Below are 21,763 nucleotides of genomic sequence, written 5' to 3'. Positions count from 1 at the left end.
CAATTCAGCGCCTGCCAACATCAGTGCCCACCACACGATCCGCCACAACCCCCGCTGGAACACCCGCCGGATCCACACTGGCGCGGCCCGCGCTCAACCGGAAGTTGCTCCCGCAAACGCGCCAACATGATTAGCGTGATCTCCTGAAGCAAGCCATTGAGTTCGTCCTGTGCCGCCTTGTATTGAAGGGCGACCGGAATGTCTGCCAGCCTGTCCCACAACGCGTCCGTCTCTGCCTTCATCCTCTGATACTTCTCGTGTTCCTCGCCTAGTCGATCCTTCAGGGTCAAAAGGGCATTCGTTTTGCGCTTCAGCTCGTCGAACAGCTTCTGCGCCTCGACATGGCGCTCCATCTTTGCGCGGGCTTGCCAGAACGACTGGGCTTCCTCCGAACCGGCAATGGCGGCTGCAATGGCATCCGCCTTAGCAAGCAGCAGCACGCGGTTCGTGTCCTTTTCCACCACGCTCACGATACCACCTCTTTTGCTTGCACCAACCTACCCTTGAGCAAAAACGTCTGTGGCTCCGTGATTTCCACCTGCACATGTTGACCGCGCAACGACAAGTCCCCAGGAAACAGCACCAAACGGTTGCCGCGCGTGCGCCCCGACAACACGTCGCGGTTGGTGCGGCTCTCGCCTTCGACCAACACGTCGACGATTTTGCCTTGCAGCGCCTGATTGTGGCGCAAGCTGATTTCGTACTGTACCTCGTTTAAACGCCGCAACCGATCTTTCTTCTCAGCCTCTGTGGCACTGTCCGGGAAGTTGGCAGCCGGTGTATTCTCGCGCGGCGAATAGATGAACGTAAACGCATTGTCGAATTCGACCTCGCGCACCAAAGCCAATGTGTCTTGGAAATGCGCTTCGGTTTCCCCAGGAAAGCCGACGATGATGTCGGTCGTTAACGACACGTTCGGAATTTTGGCACGAATTTTGTCCACGAGCTTGAGATAGTACTCGCGCGTGTGTGACCGATTCATGCGGCGGAGAATTTCGTTATTGCCTGACTGCACAGGCAGATGAATGTGCTCCGCAACGTGCTCCGATTCCGCAATCGCCTCAATCAATTCGTCCGTAAAATTCCATGGATTCGAGGTGGTGAACCGTATGCGGTCAATGCCCGGAATTTCGTTGACCCGGCGCAACAGTTGCGCAAAGTTGACGGTACCAAGATCGACGCCATAGTCATTGACATTTTGGCCAAGCAGTGTGATTTCGCGAAATCCTTCAGCAACCAATTGCTCAACTTCTGCGACGATGTCCTCTGGCAAACGGCTGCGTTCGACACCGCGAGTATAAGGAACGATGCAATACGTGCAGAACTTGTTGCAACCATACTGGATATTTACCCAGGCGCGAATGCTATCCTTGCGCAACTTCGGCCAGTCTTCGACCGTTTCCGGCGCCTTGTCCCAGACCTCCATCACTGTCTCTGTCGACGCCTTCGCGGCATGCAAAAGAGCAGGCAAGCGATGGATGTTATGCGTTCCAAAGACGAGATCGACCCAAGGGAACTTTTCGCGGACCATCTTCTGCACGCCCGCCTCCTGTGCCATACAGCCACAGAGGCCAAACAGCAACTCAGGGTTGCGGTTTTTCAAAGGGCGGAGGCGGCCAATTTCGCCGAACACCTTGTCCTCCGCGTTTTCGCGCACAGCACAGGTATTAAACAAGATAAAGTCGGCGTCCGCCTCAGATGACGCCGCCTCATAACCCATAGCCGTTAAAAGCCCGGCCATGACCTCCGTATCGTGCTCGTTCATCTGGCAGCCATAGGTCAAGATCTGAAAGCGGTACGGCGAACCGTCGGCTTTGCTGCCCACACGATACTTCTTTGTAAGTTCCTCTATGTCATACGACACGCGCTGCGCCTGATTTGGCCTGTGTGTCTGCCCAAACGTGAGACCCAGCCCCTGCTCCAGGCGCCCTTCGCGTGCCAATTTAATCAAATTTTCCACCGTTCAACACTCCGTCCGAAGTATATTCGGTTGTCATTGCACATCTATCCCTACATGATACCATAAGCAGTAAAGCGTCTCACACGGTATTTGGAGGAATTGCAATGTCGGACAAGCTGAATATCCCAACGTTCGAAGTGTATACGTCGTATCAGGAAGAGCGGTTTGACGGTGCCATCGTCGCGCCAGACAAGTTATCATACGCGAGCGATTTTCCGGATATCGACAAAATCATCCGCGCTCATCAAGCCATCCTGGTGTATGACAGCAAGTGGCATTATATACCGTTTCACCAACTGCGCTCCATCACGAAAGGCAAGCGCCGCTTTGCGCTGCCCTGGCCGCTCGTGTGAGCGGGCGTTGTTTCAATTGTGGCCGGCCAGGTAACGCAACCGGTCGATCACGCCTGTCAACGAAGCGGATCGAATCTGTGGTTCGTCAAACTTCATGGGTTTTGCATTCGCCTCAAAAAACCACGGCTTACCTGTTGGATCGATACCGATATCCATCGACATCTCGCCGAGCCGGCCACCATACTCGGTGTCGATTGCCTGTGCGGCCCGCAGGACAAATGCCTCCAATTCTGCCTCGACCTGCGGGGCATCGGCGCCAAACGCCTGCCTGAGCACAGTTTTGGCGTTGGCAATCGAACCCCCGTTAGGCACGTGCGTCGTGATCCGTCCTTTGCCACTTACGCGCACGCCGTAGCCAACGACGCGCCAAGTGACTGCGCTCTTTTGGAGTAGTACGCGAAAGTCACAGGGTTTTTCGTCGACTTCGAGCAACCGGATCGCTTCCTGCAGGACATATTGGCCTCGCACCTTCTCACGCTGGACGAGCCGCCAGAGTTCGTCGTCTCCCGCCGCGGTAAAATGAGATGTCCGCCCATCTTTCAACACAGCAACGGTATATCCGTGAGGCATTGTATCAATGCGCATCATCCCATGACCCACGCTGCCACCGGCAGGTTTTAGATATACCGCCTGATGGCGCCTGCACATCGCCACAAGCGCGTCTCGGGTCAGCCGGCCACGCGTGTCGGGAAGATTGCCATCCAAGCCATGACGTCGGATCATGTCATAGATGTGCGACTTGTGAAAATACGACGGATTGTACATTGGGATTGCCAATTCCGCGAGCGTCTGCCGAGCCCGAACAGTACTTGCTCGCCCCTCCAACGCGCGGGTGGGAATGCGATTGTACACTGCCTGTGGGCGCGGCACAGGCAAAGCAATCCACCTTTGATAGCCCAACCGGACATAGCCTTGCCACTGGGCATGCAAACGGACGCCTGTGGTCGGGACGACGTATACGAAGACTCCCGCCTTGCGCCCTGCCTCAATCACATCGCGAAAATTGAGGCGCGCCCCGGCAAAGCCGTCTTTCCCCTCGCCGGCCAAAATCGCGTACACTTCGCCGACGATATGAACGTCTCGACCACTCGTCGCAAGCCTCGTTGGCGCTCGATAGACGATGCCTTCTGGCAGTGATTGCAGGATGGGCCATCTGCCGTCGACATGCGCGAACTTGGCAGACGCCGGCCACGCACCTTTGAATGGCGGACGCCTGTTGCCCACGTAGACAGCCGGCGTAACGGCGCCATGTTGACGAAACCAAATCAGTTCCGCATTCATCTCTTTACTCACGGCTTGAACCTCATTTCCCTGCACTGGTGTCTACCTAAGCCTGCTCAACGAGCCTTGCGCAGCCGGCGTTTTGCCGGTGTCGTACGCACCAAAGGTACATCCCACTCGCGCCGGACATCTCGCGTTTCGTCCCACGTCTGCCCTGCTTCGACCATCGCGAACAGTGGTTCTACATATTCCCGATACTGGGCGTAGGCGCTGTGCATCCGCAATGCCTCGATGTTGCGCAGGATAAGCGGGCGCAAGGTTGGCAATTGCCCATTGTAGAAGGCCACCTGTGTCTGCGGAGAATAGAGATCGAACAACGGCAGATCGCGGTAATGTAAGGCGACCATATGCGCCAGGTGGTAGGCCGCCACCGTGGCCGTTTGACTACACACAAAACTGGCCGGCGTTCTGTACTCAAATCCCCCGTAATCCTTGCGCCGCACGTCGCCGAGAAATCCGTATTTAGGACGCCGCCATCCTGCTCTGGTGCGATCTTCCACCGCCATAAGTGGCAACCCAACATAGTGATCGAGCGCCTTCACGAGGCGGCTCGAAAGTGGCACGCCGGAAAAATGGATGTGGCCGCCTGTGCAATACGGACGAAATGGCATGCTGCCAGCGCGCCACTCCACGTTCGCGCGGTTGATTTTCTCGCTCGCCTCGCGCATGGTCGCTCGCAAATTCAAGATCAATCCGTTCGGATGCGAATCAGGTGCAGGACGCAACTCCATCAATGGCAACCGCTTGCCATCGAAATTGACGCTCCGGTCGTCACACCCAATCCGCCCGCGACGCGGAAAATAGTTGCTAGCCAGAACCATTTTCCCTTGCGCATTGCGTAACATCACCTCGACGTCTGTACCTAACACAAGGTTTGTCGTGCCACCGCGGCGCGCCTGTTCTTCACGTTCGACAAACCGCGTGACGGCATCGCGGTACAATTCCAGTAAACGCCCTTCCAAGATAGGCGTCGCACTCACGTCCAGCACTTGCAGCAAACCTTTATCCGAAACACCGATACTGACAAGGCCGAAATCCAGTCCAAGCGCATGCATCGTGCGCGTCGCTAAGTATGTCGCGCGCTTGGTTTGATTGTCCGCATCGAGTGAAATTTCGTCGAAAGAGGCATGAATGCGAGAAATGCGCGTCTGCGTCCAATTGACGCCAGAGTCTGAACGGAAACAGCCAAGCGGCTCGAAGTCAAACAAAGGGATCCGATACTGCCGGCCAAACGAGGCGGGCATCCCTTCGCGATTCGTACGGGCCGCAACGCGCACGCCAACGCGTCGCAAAAACTTGGCCATCTGCGCTCGCGACGCGACTCGGGCAATGGCGTCTTTGCTGTTTAGCACGGCTCCTTGCACCGGATCGCTCTCGTCGACGGCTCCCCAGCGCAGGAGCACATCCCGGTCTGTCACGCGATTGCTCGCTACGTAGCGCGTGAGCTCGGGCACGTGAGCAATCAAACGTTTGGCAGAGGGCTGGTTGTTGTGGAGCAGGTAGTATGCCATGGTCTACTCCCCCCTTTTGCGCGAACGACCGCCTTAAGACGATTGCTGCGCCAGATAGATCGCGTAGCCAATGGGACGTCGAAACGATAGATCGACCAAGTCCTGCCTTCCCTTCTCCGACCGAGGCGCCTTTCGAGGTTTCGAGTTGACTTCGATGATCCAGGCCTTCCCCTGTTGATCAATGCCAAGGTCGATGCCAAGTTCGCCAAATGTGCGACCCGAGCCTGCCTCCACTGCGGCGGCTACCTCTTTTGCCAAACGTCGAATCTGCGCCTTTGCCCGTCTGCGATCCGCCGCACTCGGCAGGCATTCGGAAAACGCCGCGTCAACCGTCATCGCATCGCCGCCAGTGGTCAGGTTCGACGTAAAATCGCCCGACTTCGCCACGCGTGCAAACATCTTGGTGCGCTTCCACTCGCCACTCTCATCCCGCTGCATAAGAATGCGAATGTCGACAGGACGGCCTTTATAAGTAGCGAGTGCAAGGCCCTGTTGCCAAATATACGGCCGTCGACGCAAACGCGTGCGAAACGCCTCGAGGACCTCCGCTGCGGAAGCCCCTTTGCCACGCACCACCGAACGTGCACTTTGCTTTAACTCGTAAGTTACGCTGCCGTCGCGAGCCTTGACAAAGCGGGCGATGCCAAGTCCGAGACTGCCATGTAGCGGTTTTAAAAAGGTCATCGAGTGGCGGTTGACAAACGCGATGGCTTCACGCCATGTACGATGCCGAATCGTCTCCGGAACGTGGCTGGAAACGTCGGAGTCCTGCAACCACTCGTACACCTCCCATTTATCGAAGAAGCCGTCGTTGAAAAACTTGTTGCCATATTTTTTGGAAAGCGCGGCCCGCTTTTCTTGCAACTTCGGATCGCGTTCGATTTTGCGCGATACCAGCTGATCGTAAATGACATCGGGGAGCGGGAACGGCCGACGCACCCACTTGCCATCAACGAGCGTATAACCCGTCACATTTCCCTTTGACAAGTCTATGTCAGTGAGATGAAATAGGAAGCAGCGGGCTCCTTGCTCCTCGGCAATCTCGACCATTCTACGCAGCCCCTCGAGTTGCCCGCTTGGCCGTAGCGTCTGTTTTGCCTTGTCCCAGCGCGGGCTGGCGAGAATCCCAATAAGCGGGCCAAGCCGAATTTGACTGTCCGAAACGGTGGCGTAAAACGTCCACCCGTCGGCCGCTAAGCGAAGCCTTCGGGCGGCTGTTTTGCTAACCGCGAGGGTGTCGACGGGGATACGAGCATCTGGCACCAAGCGCACCGTCAGTTTACGCCCGCCGTAGGCGCATTCCATTTGTGTGCTCTGGCATCCAAACGAAGGATGTGTCCGAATCACGGCCTCCGAACTGTCAAACGTTTGAATTTGCACCTGCGCTCGTTTGCCATTCATCGCTCACGACTCCCTTCCCGCACTTTGGCCGCGACGCCGTGCGGCTTTGATAACATATTCAATGAGCGATTCGAGTGACAGACGGTGCAAATCTGCATCCAGTACACGCAACATGCGCCTACCGGGCGTAGGGTTGACTTCAAACACGAAAACATCGGCCTGTTCGGTCACGGCGAGATCGATCCCGACCTCTGCGAACGGGCCGTGACGTGCGCCCAACCTTTGCGCAATGCGAGTGGCTACCTCGTCCATGGTGCGGAGAACCGCATCGCTCTGCTTGGTCCCCACGGCAAGTTCGACCAGATCCTTCGCAGAAACCGCCTGCCCACCTGTGTGAATGTTGGTGGTCACCGCACCACGCCTGCCCATCCTGCCGACGCGTGCCACAATCACCGGATCTTCGCTGTCACAAACCAACCAGCGAAAGTCATACGGCGCACCATCCTTGCGCGGCAGTTGCACCGCATCTTGGACGATGGCGCGACGCAATCCAGTTTCCTGCCAAAAGGTCAAGCAGGCTGCCTCATTGCGCAAGCATCGCGTGATGGTCTCCGTTTCTGGGCGAAACTCCGAGCTGACTTGATCCAGCGTCCGGTCAACAAGGCGGCGTTCCCATGTAGCGACCACATCGCGTCCCCGACGCTCAAGGTGATAGATGGAGACTCCTCGTGAGCCGCCTGGCGGTTTCACGTAGACGTCCATGCGCGACTGCAGCGCCGCGTACAGCTGTTTACCGCTCGTGCAAAGTGTCGTGCGTGGCAGGTGACAACGCACAAGCGGATCGCGACTCAGCCAACTGTACAAACTCCACTTGTTCCCACTTTGTCGCGGTAGGGTGTGCAGTAACCCACTCCTTCGCAACTCCGTTAACTCGCGCGCAGCCGAAACAGGTTTGTGCGTAAATACCCCCGATCTACGCAGTACGATGTCAGGGTCGATACCTGACACACGCACCCAGCGTCCGGATTGGTAGCGAAAGCCGCGGCGTGAAGCGAAATCGCCCGGCGTGAGGACGATCACCGTGACACCGCAATCGTCACCATATGTAGTTAGTTCCTCAAACATCTTCGTCTGTTCGCCAAACAACCGATTTTTCGCAATGGGGCCATCCACGTATAATGCCAGGACGATGCGTTTCTTGCTCTCCATCCGCTTCACCCCCAAGCCCTAGACGGAAGAATGGGGCGACACGTCGCCCCATGTTTTCGAAACGCACGGCTTCAGTCTTCGATTTCGACTTCTTCCAGCACGCTTTCTTCCTCAAAGAAATCCACGTCTTTTTTCTCGGCCAAGTCGGCTGTGATGACGCACAACTTCGTTTGGCCGATAATTTCAACGCCTAACTCCTTTTCGACGCGAACCAACACTTCCGACCCGTTGCCGGTCAAGGTCGCATCCAGGCAATTCGGGCTTTGTACGACGTGTACACGAACTTCCCGCGAGTCACGCACACATTCGTCGTCTACATCACGCAAAGCAATTTGTTCGACATAGGTGACGGTCTCTTTCGCGATCGCGGTGTCTGAATTGTTGTTGTACGAGTACCATACGTTGATATCAAAGCGGCCACGAACTTCGACATAATCGCCAACCAACTCGGCTTCGTACACGTGGTTCATCACCCAGCAACCGCCAATTGTGCTGGGCCGGTGCGTCGGACGTACAGTGTACGTCGTCTGCGCATATTTATTGCCCCGGCCACAGACCGCGTTCGCCATGATTTCACGGTAGCTGAGGTCCTTACTTGAGAGCACCATGCGGCAACCTCCTCTGTGCGTCCCCGGGCGACGTCGGTCGTTTGCGCCCGGAGCTGATGGTCTATCGGTATGCGAGGCGGAAAGCTGTGGTGAACGCCGTGCCGTTCTCCGATGGAAGGTGCTTTCGCCCATCCGCAACCACAGCACATCGTATGCGCTTGCCCAAAGAGGTGCGCATGGCCAGGGCCTTGGCATTGTAAATTGGGCAATCGCCTAAAAAGCCCACCCATATCGCCTTGAGGAACGACAAAAAGCCGTTCCAACCATGGAACAGCTTCTTTGCCTGGAATATTCGTCATTTCATGAAACGTTCACGGCGGCAATTGTCGCTGTAAAAACGCCTCAAAGTTGCCAAACAGTACGGCGCTACCAAGTTCGCGTCCATATCTGTCGAGCACTCGCTGTGCAAACGGCGCATAATCCCGGCTCGCCGTCAAGCCCACAATGTCGTTTGACGTGCCATCGAAGTCGGAGCCAAACCCAACGTGGTGCTGACCGCCCAACTCCAAGATATGATCCAGGTGGCGAAATACATCGTCGATTCGCACCTGGCCGTCCGCGACAAAACGCGCCTCAAAGGTCAATCCAATCCACCCTTGACGGCGGATGATTTCCCGGATGGTATCGTCCGTTAAATTGCGACGATGGGCATGCACAGCGCGAGCGTTCGCATGCGAGGCCATCACCGGTCCATCCGTCAGGCGCAGGACATCGCGCACGCCGGCGTCGTGCAGATGGGCGAGATCGATCCACATCGACAGATGCTGCATCTCTCGTAGCACATCGCGACCGGCACGCGTCAGGCCGCCACCGCGGAGTTCGCCGCAACCGTCAGCCAATTCATTTGCGTCGTTCCAGGTCAGGCCGACGCCTCGCACGCCCAGGTGATGAAGAATGCGCAGCACTTCGACACTGCCGCGCAAGCATCCAGCCCCTTCGAGCGACAGTAAAGCCGCCAACTGCTGTTGCTGACGGGCCATGCGCAAGTCCTCGCGCGTTCGTATGGCCCGGATGCTAGCCAATGACGCAATTTGCTCGTAGAAGGCATCGATCTCGCGCAGCACCGCGTACAACTGCGTAGCTGGGTCCCATTTGGGCTCGACAAACAGCGCGAACACCTGAGTCGCGACGCCGCCTTGTTGAAGAGACGCATAATTGGCTGCAAGCTCTGGATGATCGCAGTGGAATCGAATGTCGGGATTGAGCAATTTCATCAAGACGTCGACGTGCGCGTCGGCCACAGGTATTCGATTCAACGCGTAAGTCCCCTCTCTGGTGCCAGGCTTCTCCTATCGCGGCTCGACCAGCAGCCGAATGGCCGTGCGATCTTCACCGTCGATCTGGATGTCTGTAAAAGCCGGTATACAAATCAAATCGACGCCGCTTGGCGCGACAAAACCGCGTGCGATAGCGACGGCTTTCACCGCTTGATTCAATGCACCCGCTCCGATAGCCTGGATTTCAGCCGCGCCTTGCTCGCGCAACACCCCTGCCAAAGCCCCCGCAACGGAATTCGGATTGGACTTTGCCGAGACTTTTAATACATCCACGATGAAATGACCTCCTCTATCCCCCGTCGGCAGTAGGACACTATACGATATTCGGCACTCCCCGCTTTATGCCAACGGACAGTGCAAACCGACATGCGGAATGACGAAGAAGTCACCTTATGCCAACTCGCGGTAAATCGGCGTGATCGACCTCGCTCGACCATCGTCGCCCAGTTCGATGGACACGGCGCAAAATTGGCGCGGGCCGTCTGCCACTTCAAAACGGCTGGGCAAATGCGTACGCATGCGCTCTATCACGGGGTCTCTTCGCATCCCGAGAATCCCATCGCGCGGGCCCACCATCCCAACGTCCGTGATATACGCTGTCCCGCCAGGGAGCACCCTTGCGTCAGCAGTGGGTACATGCGTATGCGTTCCGATCACGGCTGACACGCGCCCAGCAAACGCCCAGCCAATAGCCAACTTTTCAGATGTCGTCTCTGCGTGGACGTCGACAATGACATGGCGTATCTGTGGATGTGCGGCAAGAACCTCATCCAATGCGTCGAACGGACAATTCAACTGGCTCAAAAATGTGCGTCCCATGACGTTCACTATCAGCACGTCGACCTGTTGAACGCGACAGATGGTAAATCCCCTTCCCGGTGTCCGCGCGGGATAGTTGAGCGGGCGCACAATCCGCCTATCATCGTCGATAAACTCAAAAATTTGTCGCTGATCCCAAGTGTGATTGCCCATTGTTAAAATTTCAATGCCGGCGTCGTACAACTCTTCTGCGGATTTTCGGGATAATCCCTTTCCCCGTGTCGCGTTTTCCGCATTGGCGATGACAAGATCGGGCCGTAACTCCACGAGAAGTTCGTCCAAAATCTCACGTGCACAGCGCCGCCCGGGTTCACCAACAATATCCCCTAGAAATAAAATGTTCATTGCACTTTCCTTTCCCTGATTGCCACTCTCGTACCGTAAAAAAATAGAGTAGCCGACGGCTACCCTATTTTGCGTATTCAACGGCTCTAGTTTCTCGAATAACAGTCACCTTAATCTGACCAGGATAATCGAGCTCATTCTCGATCTTCTTCGAAATTTCTTTCGCCACAAGGGCGGACTCAGCATCGTCGACCAATTCTGGTTTCACGATGATACGAATCTCACGACCTGCCTGGATGGCATAGCTCTTCTCCACCCCGGCAAACGACTCCGCAATATGCTCAAGTTTCTCCAGACGCTTCATGTAAATCTCCAGCGTCTCGCGGCGCGCTCCCGGACGAGCTGCCGAGATCGCGTCCGCGGCCGCGACGATCACCGAGATAGGCGACGAGAACTCCACATCGCCGTGGTGCGCCGCAATACAGTTGATGACAATTGGGTGCTCCTTATATCGGCGCGCCAAATCGACACCGATTTCGACATGAGAACCTTCCACTTCATGAGTCACAGCCTTGCCAATGTCGTGCAACAAACCGCCGCGCCTAGCCAGTGCTACGTCCAACCCAAGCTCGGCGGCCATCATGCCGGCCAGATGCGCCACTTCAACAGAATGTTTGAGCACATTCTGGCCGTAGCTGGTGCGGAAACGAAGCCGACCCAGAAGTTTCACTAAATCCGGATGCAAACCATGAACATTCGTATCAAACGTCGCCTGCTCGCCCTGCTCGCGAATCAACTCGTCAACATCGCGCCGAGCTCGTTCGACCATTTCCTCAATACGAGCAGGATGAATACGACCATCGGCAACCAATCGCTCCAAAGCCACTTTGGCAATTTCACGGCGAATCGGATCGAAACCGGAAAGGATGACCGCTTCCGGCGTATCGTCGATAATTAAATCGATACCCGTTAAGGTCTCAAGTGTACGAATGTTCCGACCTTCCCGTCCGATGATGCGACCCTTCATTTCGTCATTGGGCAACGTCACGACGGACACCGTGATTTCGGACGCGTGATCCGCCGCACAACGCTGAACTGCATTGGCGACGATATCGCGAGCACGCCTGTCCGCTTCGCGCTTCGCTTCCTGCTCAATCTGTTTGACTAGCATAGCGGCATCGTGCCGCGTCTCGCGTTCAACCTGGTCGAGAATCAGTTGTCGCGCACTTTCCCTGGTCAATCCAGAGACGCGTTCCAACTCACGGACCTGTTCCTGACGTAACGCTTCAATTTCCTCACGCAACGCTTGTACAGACTGTTCCTCACGACGCAATTCTTCAGCTTTCTGCTCTTGCAACTCCAACTTTCGATCCAGCGACTCTTCCTTTTGGAGGATGCGCCGCTCCATCCGTTGAATCTCATTGCGCCGTTCGCGAAGCTCCTTCTCCGCCTCCAGGCGGATGCGGTGCGTCTCTTCTTTTGCTTCCAAAACCGCTTCTTTTCGGCGAGCTTCCACATCGCGTTGAGCCGATTCTATAATCTGCAATGCACGCGCTTCAGCAGTGCCGATTTTCGACTCGGCCATCATCCGCCGAACGAAATAACCAATCGCAAGTCCAATCGCTAAGCAAACAACTATGACGACTACAAACAGCCAAACGGGAACGCCCAAGGCTATGCCTCCCTGCTCCGGTCGACGATCAACCGTTCGCGTCAACAATGACGTGTTCGAGCTAGAGGCCGTACATGATACGCACTTTCATTGTACGTGTTCTGCCAGAACGGTGTCAAGAAAAGGGCGTTGACGGACTGTCATCAGTATGTTCCATAGCACTTGCTGCCTTGCGGGCGATTTCCGCGGTGAACCCCTTTTGTTGTAGATACGAAATTAAGCGCAACCTGTCCTTCTGCTCATTCATAACACCGCGACGCCGCAAGTATTTCAACGCATATTGGGAGGCCGCTGTCAGTTGTGCTTCTTCCGATACGGTCTTGACAATTGTCATACGGGCAATCTCCGAAGGCACTCCTCGTTGCCTTAGACGCATCCAAATCTGGCGTTGGCCCACTTTGTCCGCTGCAGCCTCGACGAACATCGCAGCATAGGCTTCATCGTCGACAATCCCTCTGTCGTAAAGCCTTCTCATCACGCGCTCAACTGCATCTTCCGGACATCCTTTGCGCATGAGATAGTGATAGACTTGCTGAGCGGTTTTGACGCGCCCGGTCAAGTACGACAAAGCCTTTTGTTCGACCTCGGCATCTGTTGCCCGCATTCCCAATTCCGCATAAAGAACGCTGTCGACATTCATACCTAATTTTAGACCGAGATCGACCCAATCGGTTACAGCGATGACGAGTGAGGCGGCTTGTTGAAAATGCACGCGAACCAGACTGGCAGACTTGCCGCCAGCTGGTTCACGACCCACAATGCTATCAAATGTGTTTTCTTTAGAGTGTATCGAACTCAAATTCATCTTCGCCTACATCCTCTGCATCTGCTTCGAGCGATTGGATAGGCTTAGCACCCGTTACATGATAATACTCACGGACGGCCATTTCGATCTGCGCAGCGAGCTCAGGATGATCCTTTAAGAACAGTTTCGCGTTTTCGCGCCCCTGACCGAGCCTTTCCTCGTTATACGAATACCAGGCCCCACTCTTTTGGATGATGTCGATTTCTGTCGCGATGTCGATTAAACTACCTTCCCGGGAAATTCCCTCACCGAACATGATATCGACATCAGCTTGGCGAAACGGAGGTGCCACTTTGTTTTTCACGACCTTGATGCGGGTGCGGGAGCCAACGACGTCGTTCCCTTGCTTAATGGCTTCCGCACGGCGTACTTCGAGACGAACCGAGGCGTAGAACTTCAACGCTCGACCACCCGTCGTTGTCTCTGGATTGCCAAACATGACGCCAACCTTTTCGCGAATTTGGTTAATGAAGATGGCGATGGTCTTCGACTTGCTGATGGCTCCCGCGAGTTTGCGCAAAGCCTGGGACATCAAACGGGCCTGCAGGCCGACGTGCGAGTCCCCCATGTCGCCCTCTAATTCATTTTTTGGAACCAAGGCTGCCACAGAGTCGACGACGATCACATCAACGGCACCACTGCGGACGAGAGCTTCCGCAATTTCAAGCGCCTGCTCCCCCGTATCTGGTTGCGAGATGAGCAATTCATCGATATTCACGCCGAGCTTCTGCGCATAGACTGGATCAAGCGCGTGTTCAGCATCAATAAACGCAGCTTGTCCACCGAGTTTTTGAACCTCGGCAACCGTATGCAGAGCTACGGTGGTCTTACCCGACGACTCTGGCCCATAAATTTCAATAATTCGTCCCCGTGGCAAACCACCGACTCCAAGCGCGATATCGAGCGCGATGGACCCTGTTGGAACCGTCTCTACATTCATCGAAGCAGACGCCTCGCCCAGCCGCATGATGGATCCTTTACCGAATTGCTTTTCGATCTGCTTGAGGGCCATTTCTAAAGCCGCCCGTTTATCTCCCATCTCACACCATCCTCAAAGCCGGTAACCGGCGGTGAATATCAAACTAGTTCGCGATCCCTCGCGCCTTTCCTTTGACATTATTGTATCAGTGACTGATAGAAATGCAAACACCTGTTCGCCATTGGTGAAAATATTTTCTCCACGCACGTAGCGACAGCTTCATCAAAAAGCCGTCGAGCCGCCCCATATAAGGGCTGCTCGACGGCCGCCATGCACCGCTATCAACGCCGACTTGCCCGCGGCTTTGCCGGCTCCAAATTGACGCGCGTACCATTGATACGACTCTGACGCAATGCCTCGTAAACAAAGGGAGCACTGTCTTGCTCTACTTCGATAAACGTAAACTTCTCAAACATATCGATCCGCCCAACGGCTTCACCGGGAACCCCAGCCTCTTCCGAAATGGCACGGACAAAATCCGCCGGGCTCATGCGCGCGGTGCGCCCAATGTTGACAAAGAAGCGAACCATGCCCGGCCGTGCGCCCGTATCGCCAAAATCGTAGTCATCTCCTTCTGCACGTGTTCCATCACCCGAAGTCAATAACTTTAACAGGGCAGAGGCAATGTCGATGGGGTCGTGCTCGTCCACCAAACCGCCGAGGATCGCCCGGTACTGACCGAGGCCACCTTCGCGCAGAACGTCCAGCACGCGGTTGCGCCACATCTCCGCCTGGCGTTCCGCGACGTCTTCCAGTGACGGAACGTCACGCACATCCATGGTCACCTTCGTCTCGCGCTCGATCTGTTTCAAAAGCTTATACTCGCGCGGTGTGACCAAGGTGATTGCCAAACCGTGCTTGCCAGCACGTCCTGTACGACCAATGCGGTGCACATACGACTCTGGATCCTGTGGGATATCGTAGTTGACGACGTGTGTGACATCGTCGACGTCAAGACCGCGCGCCGCTACGTCGGTCGCCACGAGCAACTCGATTTCATTGCGCCGGAATCTGCGCATGACGCGATCGCGCTGAGCCTGGCTTAAATCGCCGTGTAAACCGTCTGCCATGTAGCCGCGTGCCAGCAACGCCTCGACCAGATCGTCGACACCCCGCTTCGTTCGGCAGAAAATGATGCCAAGCTGGATTTCTTCGCTGTCGACAATTCTGCACAGGCTTTCCAGCTTATTGCGATCCAGCACTTTGTAACAAATCTGGTCGATCCGCGGAACCGTCACTTCGCCACGGTTGACCGTCACGTGACGCGGGTCGCGCATATATCGTCCGGATAGCCGCTTGACTTCGCTCGGAAATGTCGCGGAGAACAGCAAGGTTTGCCGTTCCTCTGGAGTCTCTCGCAAAATCGCTTCAATATCGTCAATAAAGCCCATATCTAACATCTCATCCGCTTCGTCGAGCACGACCATGCGCACTTGACCAAGCTGCAAGGTACCGCGACGAATGTGATCCAATACGCGGCCTGGTGTGCCAATCACGATGTGAACACCCTGTTTAAGGGCCCGAATCTGGTGACCAATTGATTGCCCACCGTAAATCGGAACCGAACGCACCCGCTTGTACTTAGCAATCTTTCGGATCTCGCCAGCCACTTGAATGGCAAGCTCGCGCGTCGGAGTGAGCACAATGGCTTGCACATGCGGATCGGGAGTCATCATTTCGACGAGCGGAATACCAAACGCGGCGGTCTTACCTGTACCGGTCTGGGCCTGTCCGATCACGTCGACACCTTCCATCACAATGGGGATGCACGCCGCCTGAATCGGCGACGGCGCTTCGAACCCCATATCGTGAATCGCCTGCAACACGCGGCGATGTAAACCGAACTCTTCAAACAAAGACATGCTCTCAACCTTTCTTCGACAAATCTCTACATATGGTCATCTATCAACTGCAGGAGGCGCCAACATGCCTGCTTGCAGCTGCGCGCCCGAATTTGTGCTCGTGAACCGCGCAACTGTAAACGATAGACGCGCGTCTCGCGATTGTCTGCAACCGCAACATACACCAGTCCGACCGGTTTCTCTTCTGTACCACCGCCGGGCCCGGCGATGCCTGTGATACCAACGCCAAAGTCGGACCCCAAGGCACGGCGAACACCTTCCGCCATCTCCTTGGCCGTCGCTTCGGACACCGCTCCGTCTTGCGCCAGCGTGTCGGCGTCTACGCCGAGGAGGCGCTCTTTTACCTGATTGGCGTACGCGACGACGCCCCCGACAAAGGCCTCTGAACTACCCGGAATGTCCGTTAGCAGTTCAGCCAGCATACCGCCCGTACAACTTTCCGCCACCGCGAGCGTTCGCCCTTGTTTGCGCAGTCGCCCGATCACGACGGACGGCAGCGAATCGTCATCCTCCCCATAAATAAACGGTTGGAAGCGGCTACGGATCTCCGCTTCGACCGGTTCGATCAGCTTGCGCGCGGCCTCCTCCGTGTCGGCCGTCGCTGTGATCCGCAAAAGCATCTCGCCTTCTCCGGCATACGGAGCAACCGTCGGGTTATCTCCAGAGGTGAGATCGGCAATTTGAGCGTCGACATCCGACTCGCCGATACCACAGAAGTGTAACATTCGGGAAACCAACTTACGCTCGCCGCCGAATCGTTCGACGAGTCGTGGAATGACATGATCCCGCAGCATGGGGCGCATCTCAAGAGGAGGGCCCGGCAGGAGGAAAAAGTGAACACCGCGATCGAAAATATACTGACCTGGCGCCGTCCCATTTGGATTCGGGAGCCACTGCCCACCTTCGATACACAACGCCTGTTTACGATTCTGTTCCGGCATCGGCCGCTGTCTGCGTGCAAAATACTGCACGATGTCAGCCAGAGCCTCCTCCGACATCACCAGGTTGCGCTCGAGAAAACGAGCGAGCGCCTCTTTGGTCAAATCATCACCTGTCGGTCCAAGCCCGCCCGTGGCAATGACGACGTTAGAGCGCTGGGCCGCCGTCGCAAAAGCGTCGACAATGCGCGCTTCATTGTCTCCCACTGCACCGTGATGGTACACGTACAGTCCGTGTTTGGCAAGCTCCTGCGAAATGAACTGCGCATGTGCGTTGTGAATTTGACCAAGGAGAATTTCGGTACCTACCGCCAGCAATTCGGCGCGGCAGTCATTCGACATGTCCACCATCCCCATCTTTAATGACGGTCTGCGCAAACAGTTGGTTCACCGATCACGATGCGTGCGGCGTCTGGATCATCTGCTTGTTTTTCAAAAAGTAATCGAGACCCGACAACACGGTCATCGCCACCATGACATAAAGCATGATATCCGCGGCCGGAACATGTACGGCCGAAAACGGAAAATTGTTGACCATAAGCAAGACCATGCCGACCATTTGCGTGACAGTCTTCCACTTGGCAAATTTGCTCGCAGCGATCACGACACCCTCAGCGGCCGCGATCAACCGGAGGCCTGTCACGGCAAATTCGCGACTGATGATGACAATGGCGACCCATGCGGGCAAGCGTTGCATCTGCACCAAACTGATGAGCACGGCCGAGACGAGCAACTTATCGGCCAGCGGATCGAGAAACTTACCAAAATTCGTGACCATTTGCTGTTTGCGCGCGATGTATCCGTCCAAGCCGTCCGTCGCAGCAGCCACTACGAAAATAAACGCTGCGATAACTTCTCCGCCCGTGGTTGTCTGTCCATTCAGCGTGAACGACCCAAAATTGTAGTGCAAAAGCAAGATCACACAAACGACGGGGACCAGAAAAATCCTGGCCAAAGTAATTCGATTCGCCAGATTCAAACGCCCACGCTCCTCTGCTCCGCGTCGATGCCGCTTACCGGCGGCGTATCCACGGCGCGTCAGCGGTAATTCGTAAACTGCAGAGGAATATCCAAATCGGCTTCGCGAAGCATCTGGATGACCGCCTGCAGATCGTCCCGACTTTTGCCGGACACCCGCACCTGGTCTCCTTGAATCTGCGCCTGTACCTTGATTTTTGAATCCTTGATCAACTTTGTGATGCGCTTTGCTACATCCGCGTCGATGCCTTGTGCCAACGCAACCGTCTGTCGAACAGTTCCTCCAGCTGCCGGTTCGACCTTGCCCGGCTTCAACGCCTTCAAGGACACATTTCGCTTCACCAATTTGGTCTGCAACACATCATATACTTGCGAGAGTTTGTACTCGTCGTCCGAAAGCAGCGTCAACTGCCCATCTTCCAAACGAATCTCACTCTTACTTCCCTTAAAGTCGAACCGCGTCTCGATTTCGCGGCGCGCTTGGTCGACGGCGTTGGTGACCTCTTGCAGATCGACCTTGGATACGATGTCGAAAGACGCTTCTTTTGCCATGGTACCGCTCCTTCATCAAATTTCACATTAACCTTGTCGTTGCAACACAATGACAGGGGCCCAATTGATATTAGGCAAAGCAACTGGATGTCCATTTACAGACAACTGCACGCCTTGCACGTGTCCTAGATGAATCGTGACGTTCTGATTGGCCGAAAACGTCTTGGATTGACCAGCATTCAACAGATCGTTTGGATCGACATTGGCTCCATCTGTGGTTGCACTCATCCATAGTTGCCCGGATACGACCTGAACATCCACCTGCAGGTGCGTGACATGCAAAACCTTATATGTATAAGCTCCATTGGCGTATGGCTCGGCGACGATTTGCACGGCAGGGGCTGGTTTTACTGGCTTCGACGCCGCCGTGTTGCCAGTGCTGTTCACTGTATTGCCGGTGACACTGTTGGACTGTTGACGATGGACGGTCGTCTGCGGTTTGCTCGCCGTCTTTACAGGCTCTTTCGTCGAACCTTTGGCCCCGCGATGATCGTGAATAAGAACATACGCCCCACCAATGACGACAAACGCCGCGAGGATCAGTGCACCTTGTCCAATCCAAGCCCCGGAAGACCGAGCGCGATCGCGCTTTGGCTGACTGGTGGTGCGGTCAGCCCGCGGACGGCTGCGCTGAAACTCGTTGAGTGAACGCGGTTCGACCATTTTCGCGGCCGGTTTGCGCTCCGTCTCCACGGAGCCCGTCTCGCGCTTCTGCGCATCTGGCGAAGGCGGGCGCACGGTTTCATGGGCCGATCCACTTTCCCGGCCATCGACGTATCGTTGCAACAGTTCGACGCCATCGAGCCCTAACACTTCTGCATACGTGCGAACGAACCCGCGCGCGTATACCCGACCAGGCAAGACGCTCCAATCCCCGTCTTCAAGCGCCTCGACGTATCGCTTTCGGATTTTCGTCCGCTCTTCGATATCATCCAGCGTCAACCCAAGAGATTCTCTTTTTGAACGCAGAATCTGGCCAAGTTCCTGCACGGGTCGTCCTCCCTTGTCCACTCTTCACTGATTTGTCCAGGTTGACGGATCGTCTTCCACCATATCATATCGCAATTCCTCTTGAGGCTCGCGCCGCAGTTCAATGATCAAGTCGAATAGATCCCAAGTATATCGCGAACGTTTTACAAATACGTCAGGATGCTCGATCACGATGGGAGCTTTCATGCGAAGAATTTCGTCCACACATTGCAGATGATCTTCCCCGCCGCGCAAAACCGATACTGCACCATCAATAATATACACGAATTGATCCGATAAAAACTCGTTTGACGGGAGCTCGCGCATGATGGTCTGCTTAAGAAGTGTGGAAGAAACGAACAACCACCGTTTATTCGCATAAACACTTGCCGCGACGACAGCTTCCGTCTTTCCGACGCGCGGCTGTCCCCGTACGCCGATGACCTGTTTGCCAGGACGCTTTAACAACTCGCCCAAAAAGTCGACCAGCACACCAAGTTCATCGCGGACAAATCGATACGTTCGCTTTTCCGTATCACTTCGTTCGATAAAACGCCCGTGGCGCAAGGCCAACCTATCGCGCAAAGTCGGTTCGCGTAGCGCGGTCACTTCGATGTCTTCCATCGAATGAAGCATCGTCGTCAAGACATCGAGAATATCCGGGCGATCGACTCGAATTAAAAACCCCCGGCCAAACTCCGAAACACCCGATAATTGTACGATGTTCACGCCAAGCATGCCAAGCAGGGACGAGATGTCGCCAAGGAGCCCTGGCCGATCCCGCTTAATTTGATACTGAAAATAATACTCTGCCACCGATTTCGGCTCCTTTCAGCTTTGCCGTACCTCACGATAATCCGAACTCGTTCGCCAACTGCGCGCGCGTGGTTGGAGGCAGCGCGGCAAATTGGGCTTGCCAGGAACTTGCCGTCTGCTCTGCATCCACCTCAAATTTCGCCCAGGCTAGGACAACCGAGGCGGGCACCACAGCTGTATTGAGCGAGACGGAACTCAGATCCACCACGGATTGCTGGCCGGAGCTCCACGACTTTGCCTGCAATTGGGCCAGTGCATCCCGAACGCGCGAGGATGCCAGATGCCCAGGGCCAATGGCAGGGGTTGTTCCCGTAAGAGACTGGGCAAAGGAATAGACTGTCGCCGTTTGTGCCGATATCGCAGCGAGTTGAGCCGCACTTGGCTGGTTGCCAACGACTGCGACGGACACAGTTGGATAAAGAATAGGAAAACCGGGTCCGTTGAGCGAAACCAGCGGAATCACGTTTGCTGCGGGATCACTTTGGTAAAGACCCGCGAAAAATGCCTTTTGTTCATCACTCGGCGCGGACGAAGGCAAATAGCCAATTTTGGGTTGTCCAGCATAACCGTACGTCGATGTTGATTTCGCGACGAGCGCATTCATGTTGACCCCTACTAAATAGCCGATGGCATAGGCAATGGTATCGGGATCCATGGCGAGCGCACTTAGGTTGGCCAGCTGTGGCAAGGTAGCCGGCCAATCACTGACAACGACAAATCGAACATTTGGATGTTGGCGTGCAAGTTGCGAAACAGATTGAAGTATCGAGTTTGCGGAGTGAACTGCAATGACAACGCCATTGACACCCTGATTGGCGAGGATTTGATCTACCTGCGTCAACATATCTCCGGCAGTTGCGTGCAAGACTTCCGTTGACAAACTGCCACCTTCTGCCACTGTGGTGGCATTGGCGCCAAACGGTGGGTTGTCTACGTCGACGACGATTGCGGCCGACTTCTGAACTTGCGGTTGCATAGCACTCAAATCCGGTGCACCGCAGCCCGCGAGGGCAAAACTGAAACAGAGTAAAGAACCCAGATACAGCCGTTTCAAACCGGTTGTCAACTCCTATGCAAATCCCGGCGAGCTCGACATATGCTCACACTCATAGACACCATTGTACCTGTTTCAATCCGTGCTTGCCTTTACGTTTTCCGTCTTACATAATGTGTATGAAAGGATGAATCCCATTGGCCTATATGCATGGTGAACATCTCTCAGTCGCGAAGGCATTGTACCAACTTGAGTTTTATCTAGATCAACTCAACACGACGTTCGATATCTACCATCTCTATTCAGAAGCGTATCGAGAACAGCGTGGGAGCTTCTACGACGAACGGTGGTTATATTACTTGGATGACAACCCGCAAGTGCAAGACTGTCTCGATGAGTCGTTTACGTTACAGACCATCGTCGAGACGCTTTTGCGCACGGGCCATGAGCCGTTGGTTCGCGCTCTGATGCGTGCTTTTCGACGCGAGCGAATTTCTATCACGCAACGATTCATGTATGGTGCAACACCAAGGCGGCGCCCGTAACAGGCGCCG

Annotated in this window: 22 protein-coding genes; 2 read left to right on the top strand and 20 right to left on the bottom strand. The window is 55.4% G+C overall.

Annotated elements, in window-relative coordinates; all coding sequences use genetic code 11:
- Positions 1–20: 20 nt before the first annotated feature.
- Both QMF38_RS03415 and miaB read right to left on the bottom strand, forming a co-directional pair.
- The gene (locus QMF38_RS03415) at positions 21–470 is read right to left on the bottom strand and encodes a YlbF family regulator (RefSeq protein ID WP_083496129.1); all 450 of its coding nucleotides are present in this window, start codon (positions 468–470) and stop codon (positions 21–23) included.
- Positions 467–1,960, bottom strand: a complete 1,494-nt coding sequence (gene miaB, locus QMF38_RS03410) for a tRNA (N6-isopentenyl adenosine(37)-C2)-methylthiotransferase MiaB (protein WP_058094919.1) — start codon at positions 1,958–1,960, stop codon at positions 467–469. The genes QMF38_RS03415 and miaB overlap by 4 nt, the downstream gene beginning before the upstream one ends.
- 104 nt (positions 1,961–2,064) lie before the next feature.
- Between miaB and QMF38_RS03405 the strand changes: the two genes are divergently transcribed.
- The gene (locus QMF38_RS03405; RefSeq protein ID WP_006447688.1) at positions 2,065–2,313 is read left to right on the top strand and encodes a hypothetical protein; all 249 of its coding nucleotides are present in this window, start codon (positions 2,065–2,067) and stop codon (positions 2,311–2,313) included.
- Positions 2,314–2,325: 12 nt separating this feature from the next.
- On the opposite strand, the gene QMF38_RS03400 is transcribed toward QMF38_RS03405, so the two are convergent.
- From QMF38_RS03400 to QMF38_RS03315, 18 genes are all read right to left on the bottom strand, one after another.
- Positions 2,326–3,606 carry a YheC/YheD family endospore coat-associated protein gene (locus QMF38_RS03400; protein ID WP_058094920.1) on the bottom strand — a complete coding sequence of 427 codons (1,281 nt, stop codon included), beginning with the start codon at positions 3,604–3,606 and terminating at the stop codon, positions 2,326–2,328.
- A gap of 44 nt (positions 3,607–3,650) precedes the next feature.
- Positions 3,651–5,105 carry a putative amidoligase domain-containing protein gene (locus QMF38_RS03395; protein WP_058094921.1) on the bottom strand — a complete coding sequence of 485 codons (1,455 nt, stop codon included), beginning with the start codon at positions 5,103–5,105 and terminating at the stop codon, positions 3,651–3,653.
- Between the two features lie 33 nt (positions 5,106–5,138).
- Positions 5,139–6,506: a YheC/YheD family endospore coat-associated protein gene (locus QMF38_RS03390; RefSeq protein WP_232302280.1), complete on the bottom strand. Its 1,368-nt coding sequence runs from the start codon at positions 6,504–6,506 to the stop codon at positions 5,139–5,141.
- 3 nt (positions 6,507–6,509) lie between these two features.
- Positions 6,510–7,655, bottom strand: a complete 1,146-nt coding sequence (locus QMF38_RS03385) for a YheC/YheD family protein (RefSeq protein ID WP_058094922.1) — start codon at positions 7,653–7,655, stop codon at positions 6,510–6,512.
- A 71-nt stretch (positions 7,656–7,726) separates the two neighbouring features.
- Positions 7,727–8,263 (bottom strand): outer spore coat protein CotE, encoded by a 537-nt coding sequence (gene cotE / locus QMF38_RS03380; RefSeq protein ID WP_040290198.1) that lies wholly within the window; start codon positions 8,261–8,263, stop codon positions 7,727–7,729.
- Between the two features lie 311 nt (positions 8,264–8,574).
- On the bottom strand, positions 8,575–9,519 hold the full coding sequence (locus QMF38_RS03375; protein ID WP_232302281.1) for a dipeptidase: 945 nt from the start codon (positions 9,517–9,519) through the stop codon (positions 8,575–8,577).
- 33 nt (positions 9,520–9,552) lie between these two features.
- Positions 9,553–9,813, bottom strand: coding sequence for a stage V sporulation protein S (locus QMF38_RS03370; RefSeq protein WP_040290200.1), 261 nt, complete (start codon positions 9,811–9,813; stop codon positions 9,553–9,555).
- Between the two features lie 117 nt (positions 9,814–9,930).
- Entirely contained in the window at positions 9,931–10,704 is a 774-nt protein-coding gene (locus QMF38_RS03365; RefSeq protein ID WP_058094924.1) for a TIGR00282 family metallophosphoesterase, read from the bottom strand.
- Between the two features lie 64 nt (positions 10,705–10,768).
- Positions 10,769–12,316, bottom strand: a complete 1,548-nt coding sequence (gene rny / locus QMF38_RS03360; protein WP_006447698.1) for a ribonuclease Y — start codon at positions 12,314–12,316, stop codon at positions 10,769–10,771.
- Positions 12,317–12,431: 115 nt separating this feature from the next.
- Complete coding sequence (locus QMF38_RS03355) at positions 12,432–13,121, bottom strand: regulatory protein RecX (protein WP_058094925.1); 690 nt, start codon at positions 13,119–13,121, stop codon at positions 12,432–12,434.
- Entirely contained in the window at positions 13,096–14,160 is a 1,065-nt protein-coding gene (gene recA, locus QMF38_RS03350) for a recombinase RecA (protein WP_058094926.1), read from the bottom strand. Before recA ends, QMF38_RS03355 begins: the two co-directional genes overlap by 26 nt.
- 221 nt (positions 14,161–14,381) lie before the next feature.
- Positions 14,382–15,962, bottom strand: coding sequence for a DEAD/DEAH box helicase (locus QMF38_RS03345; protein ID WP_040290204.1), 1,581 nt, complete (start codon positions 15,960–15,962; stop codon positions 14,382–14,384).
- 26 nt (positions 15,963–15,988) lie between these two features.
- Positions 15,989–17,242, bottom strand: coding sequence for a competence/damage-inducible protein A (locus QMF38_RS03340; RefSeq protein ID WP_232302282.1), 1,254 nt, complete (start codon positions 17,240–17,242; stop codon positions 15,989–15,991).
- A 52-nt stretch (positions 17,243–17,294) separates the two neighbouring features.
- Positions 17,295–17,879, bottom strand: a complete 585-nt coding sequence (gene pgsA / locus QMF38_RS03335; RefSeq protein ID WP_058094928.1) for a CDP-diacylglycerol--glycerol-3-phosphate 3-phosphatidyltransferase — start codon at positions 17,877–17,879, stop codon at positions 17,295–17,297.
- A gap of 59 nt (positions 17,880–17,938) precedes the next feature.
- Positions 17,939–18,430: a YajQ family cyclic di-GMP-binding protein gene (locus tag QMF38_RS03330; RefSeq protein ID WP_281758672.1), complete on the bottom strand. Its 492-nt coding sequence runs from the start codon at positions 18,428–18,430 to the stop codon at positions 17,939–17,941.
- 27 nt (positions 18,431–18,457) lie between these two features.
- Positions 18,458–19,420 carry a helix-turn-helix domain-containing protein gene (locus QMF38_RS03325; RefSeq protein WP_281758671.1) on the bottom strand — a complete coding sequence of 321 codons (963 nt, stop codon included), beginning with the start codon at positions 19,418–19,420 and terminating at the stop codon, positions 18,458–18,460.
- A 24-nt stretch (positions 19,421–19,444) separates the two neighbouring features.
- Entirely contained in the window at positions 19,445–20,215 is a 771-nt protein-coding gene (locus QMF38_RS03320) for a DUF3388 domain-containing protein (protein ID WP_006447706.1), read from the bottom strand.
- A gap of 31 nt (positions 20,216–20,246) precedes the next feature.
- On the bottom strand, positions 20,247–21,269 hold the full coding sequence (locus QMF38_RS03315) for a type 1 periplasmic-binding domain-containing protein (protein ID WP_281758670.1): 1,023 nt from the start codon (positions 21,267–21,269) through the stop codon (positions 20,247–20,249).
- Between the two features lie 146 nt (positions 21,270–21,415).
- Between QMF38_RS03315 and QMF38_RS03310 the strand changes: the two genes are divergently transcribed.
- On the top strand, positions 21,416–21,754 hold the full coding sequence (locus tag QMF38_RS03310) for a hypothetical protein (RefSeq protein WP_058094976.1): 339 nt from the start codon (positions 21,416–21,418) through the stop codon (positions 21,752–21,754).
- The last annotated feature ends 9 nt before the right edge of the window (positions 21,755–21,763 follow it).

It is taken from the genome of Alicyclobacillus hesperidum subsp. aegles (genome assembly GCF_027923525.1).
GTDB classification, from domain to species: Bacteria; Bacillota; Bacilli; order Alicyclobacillales; family Alicyclobacillaceae; genus Alicyclobacillus; species Alicyclobacillus aegles.
Note: the sequence above shows the minus strand (reverse complement) of the source record. Positions and strands in the feature narration are given on the sequence as shown.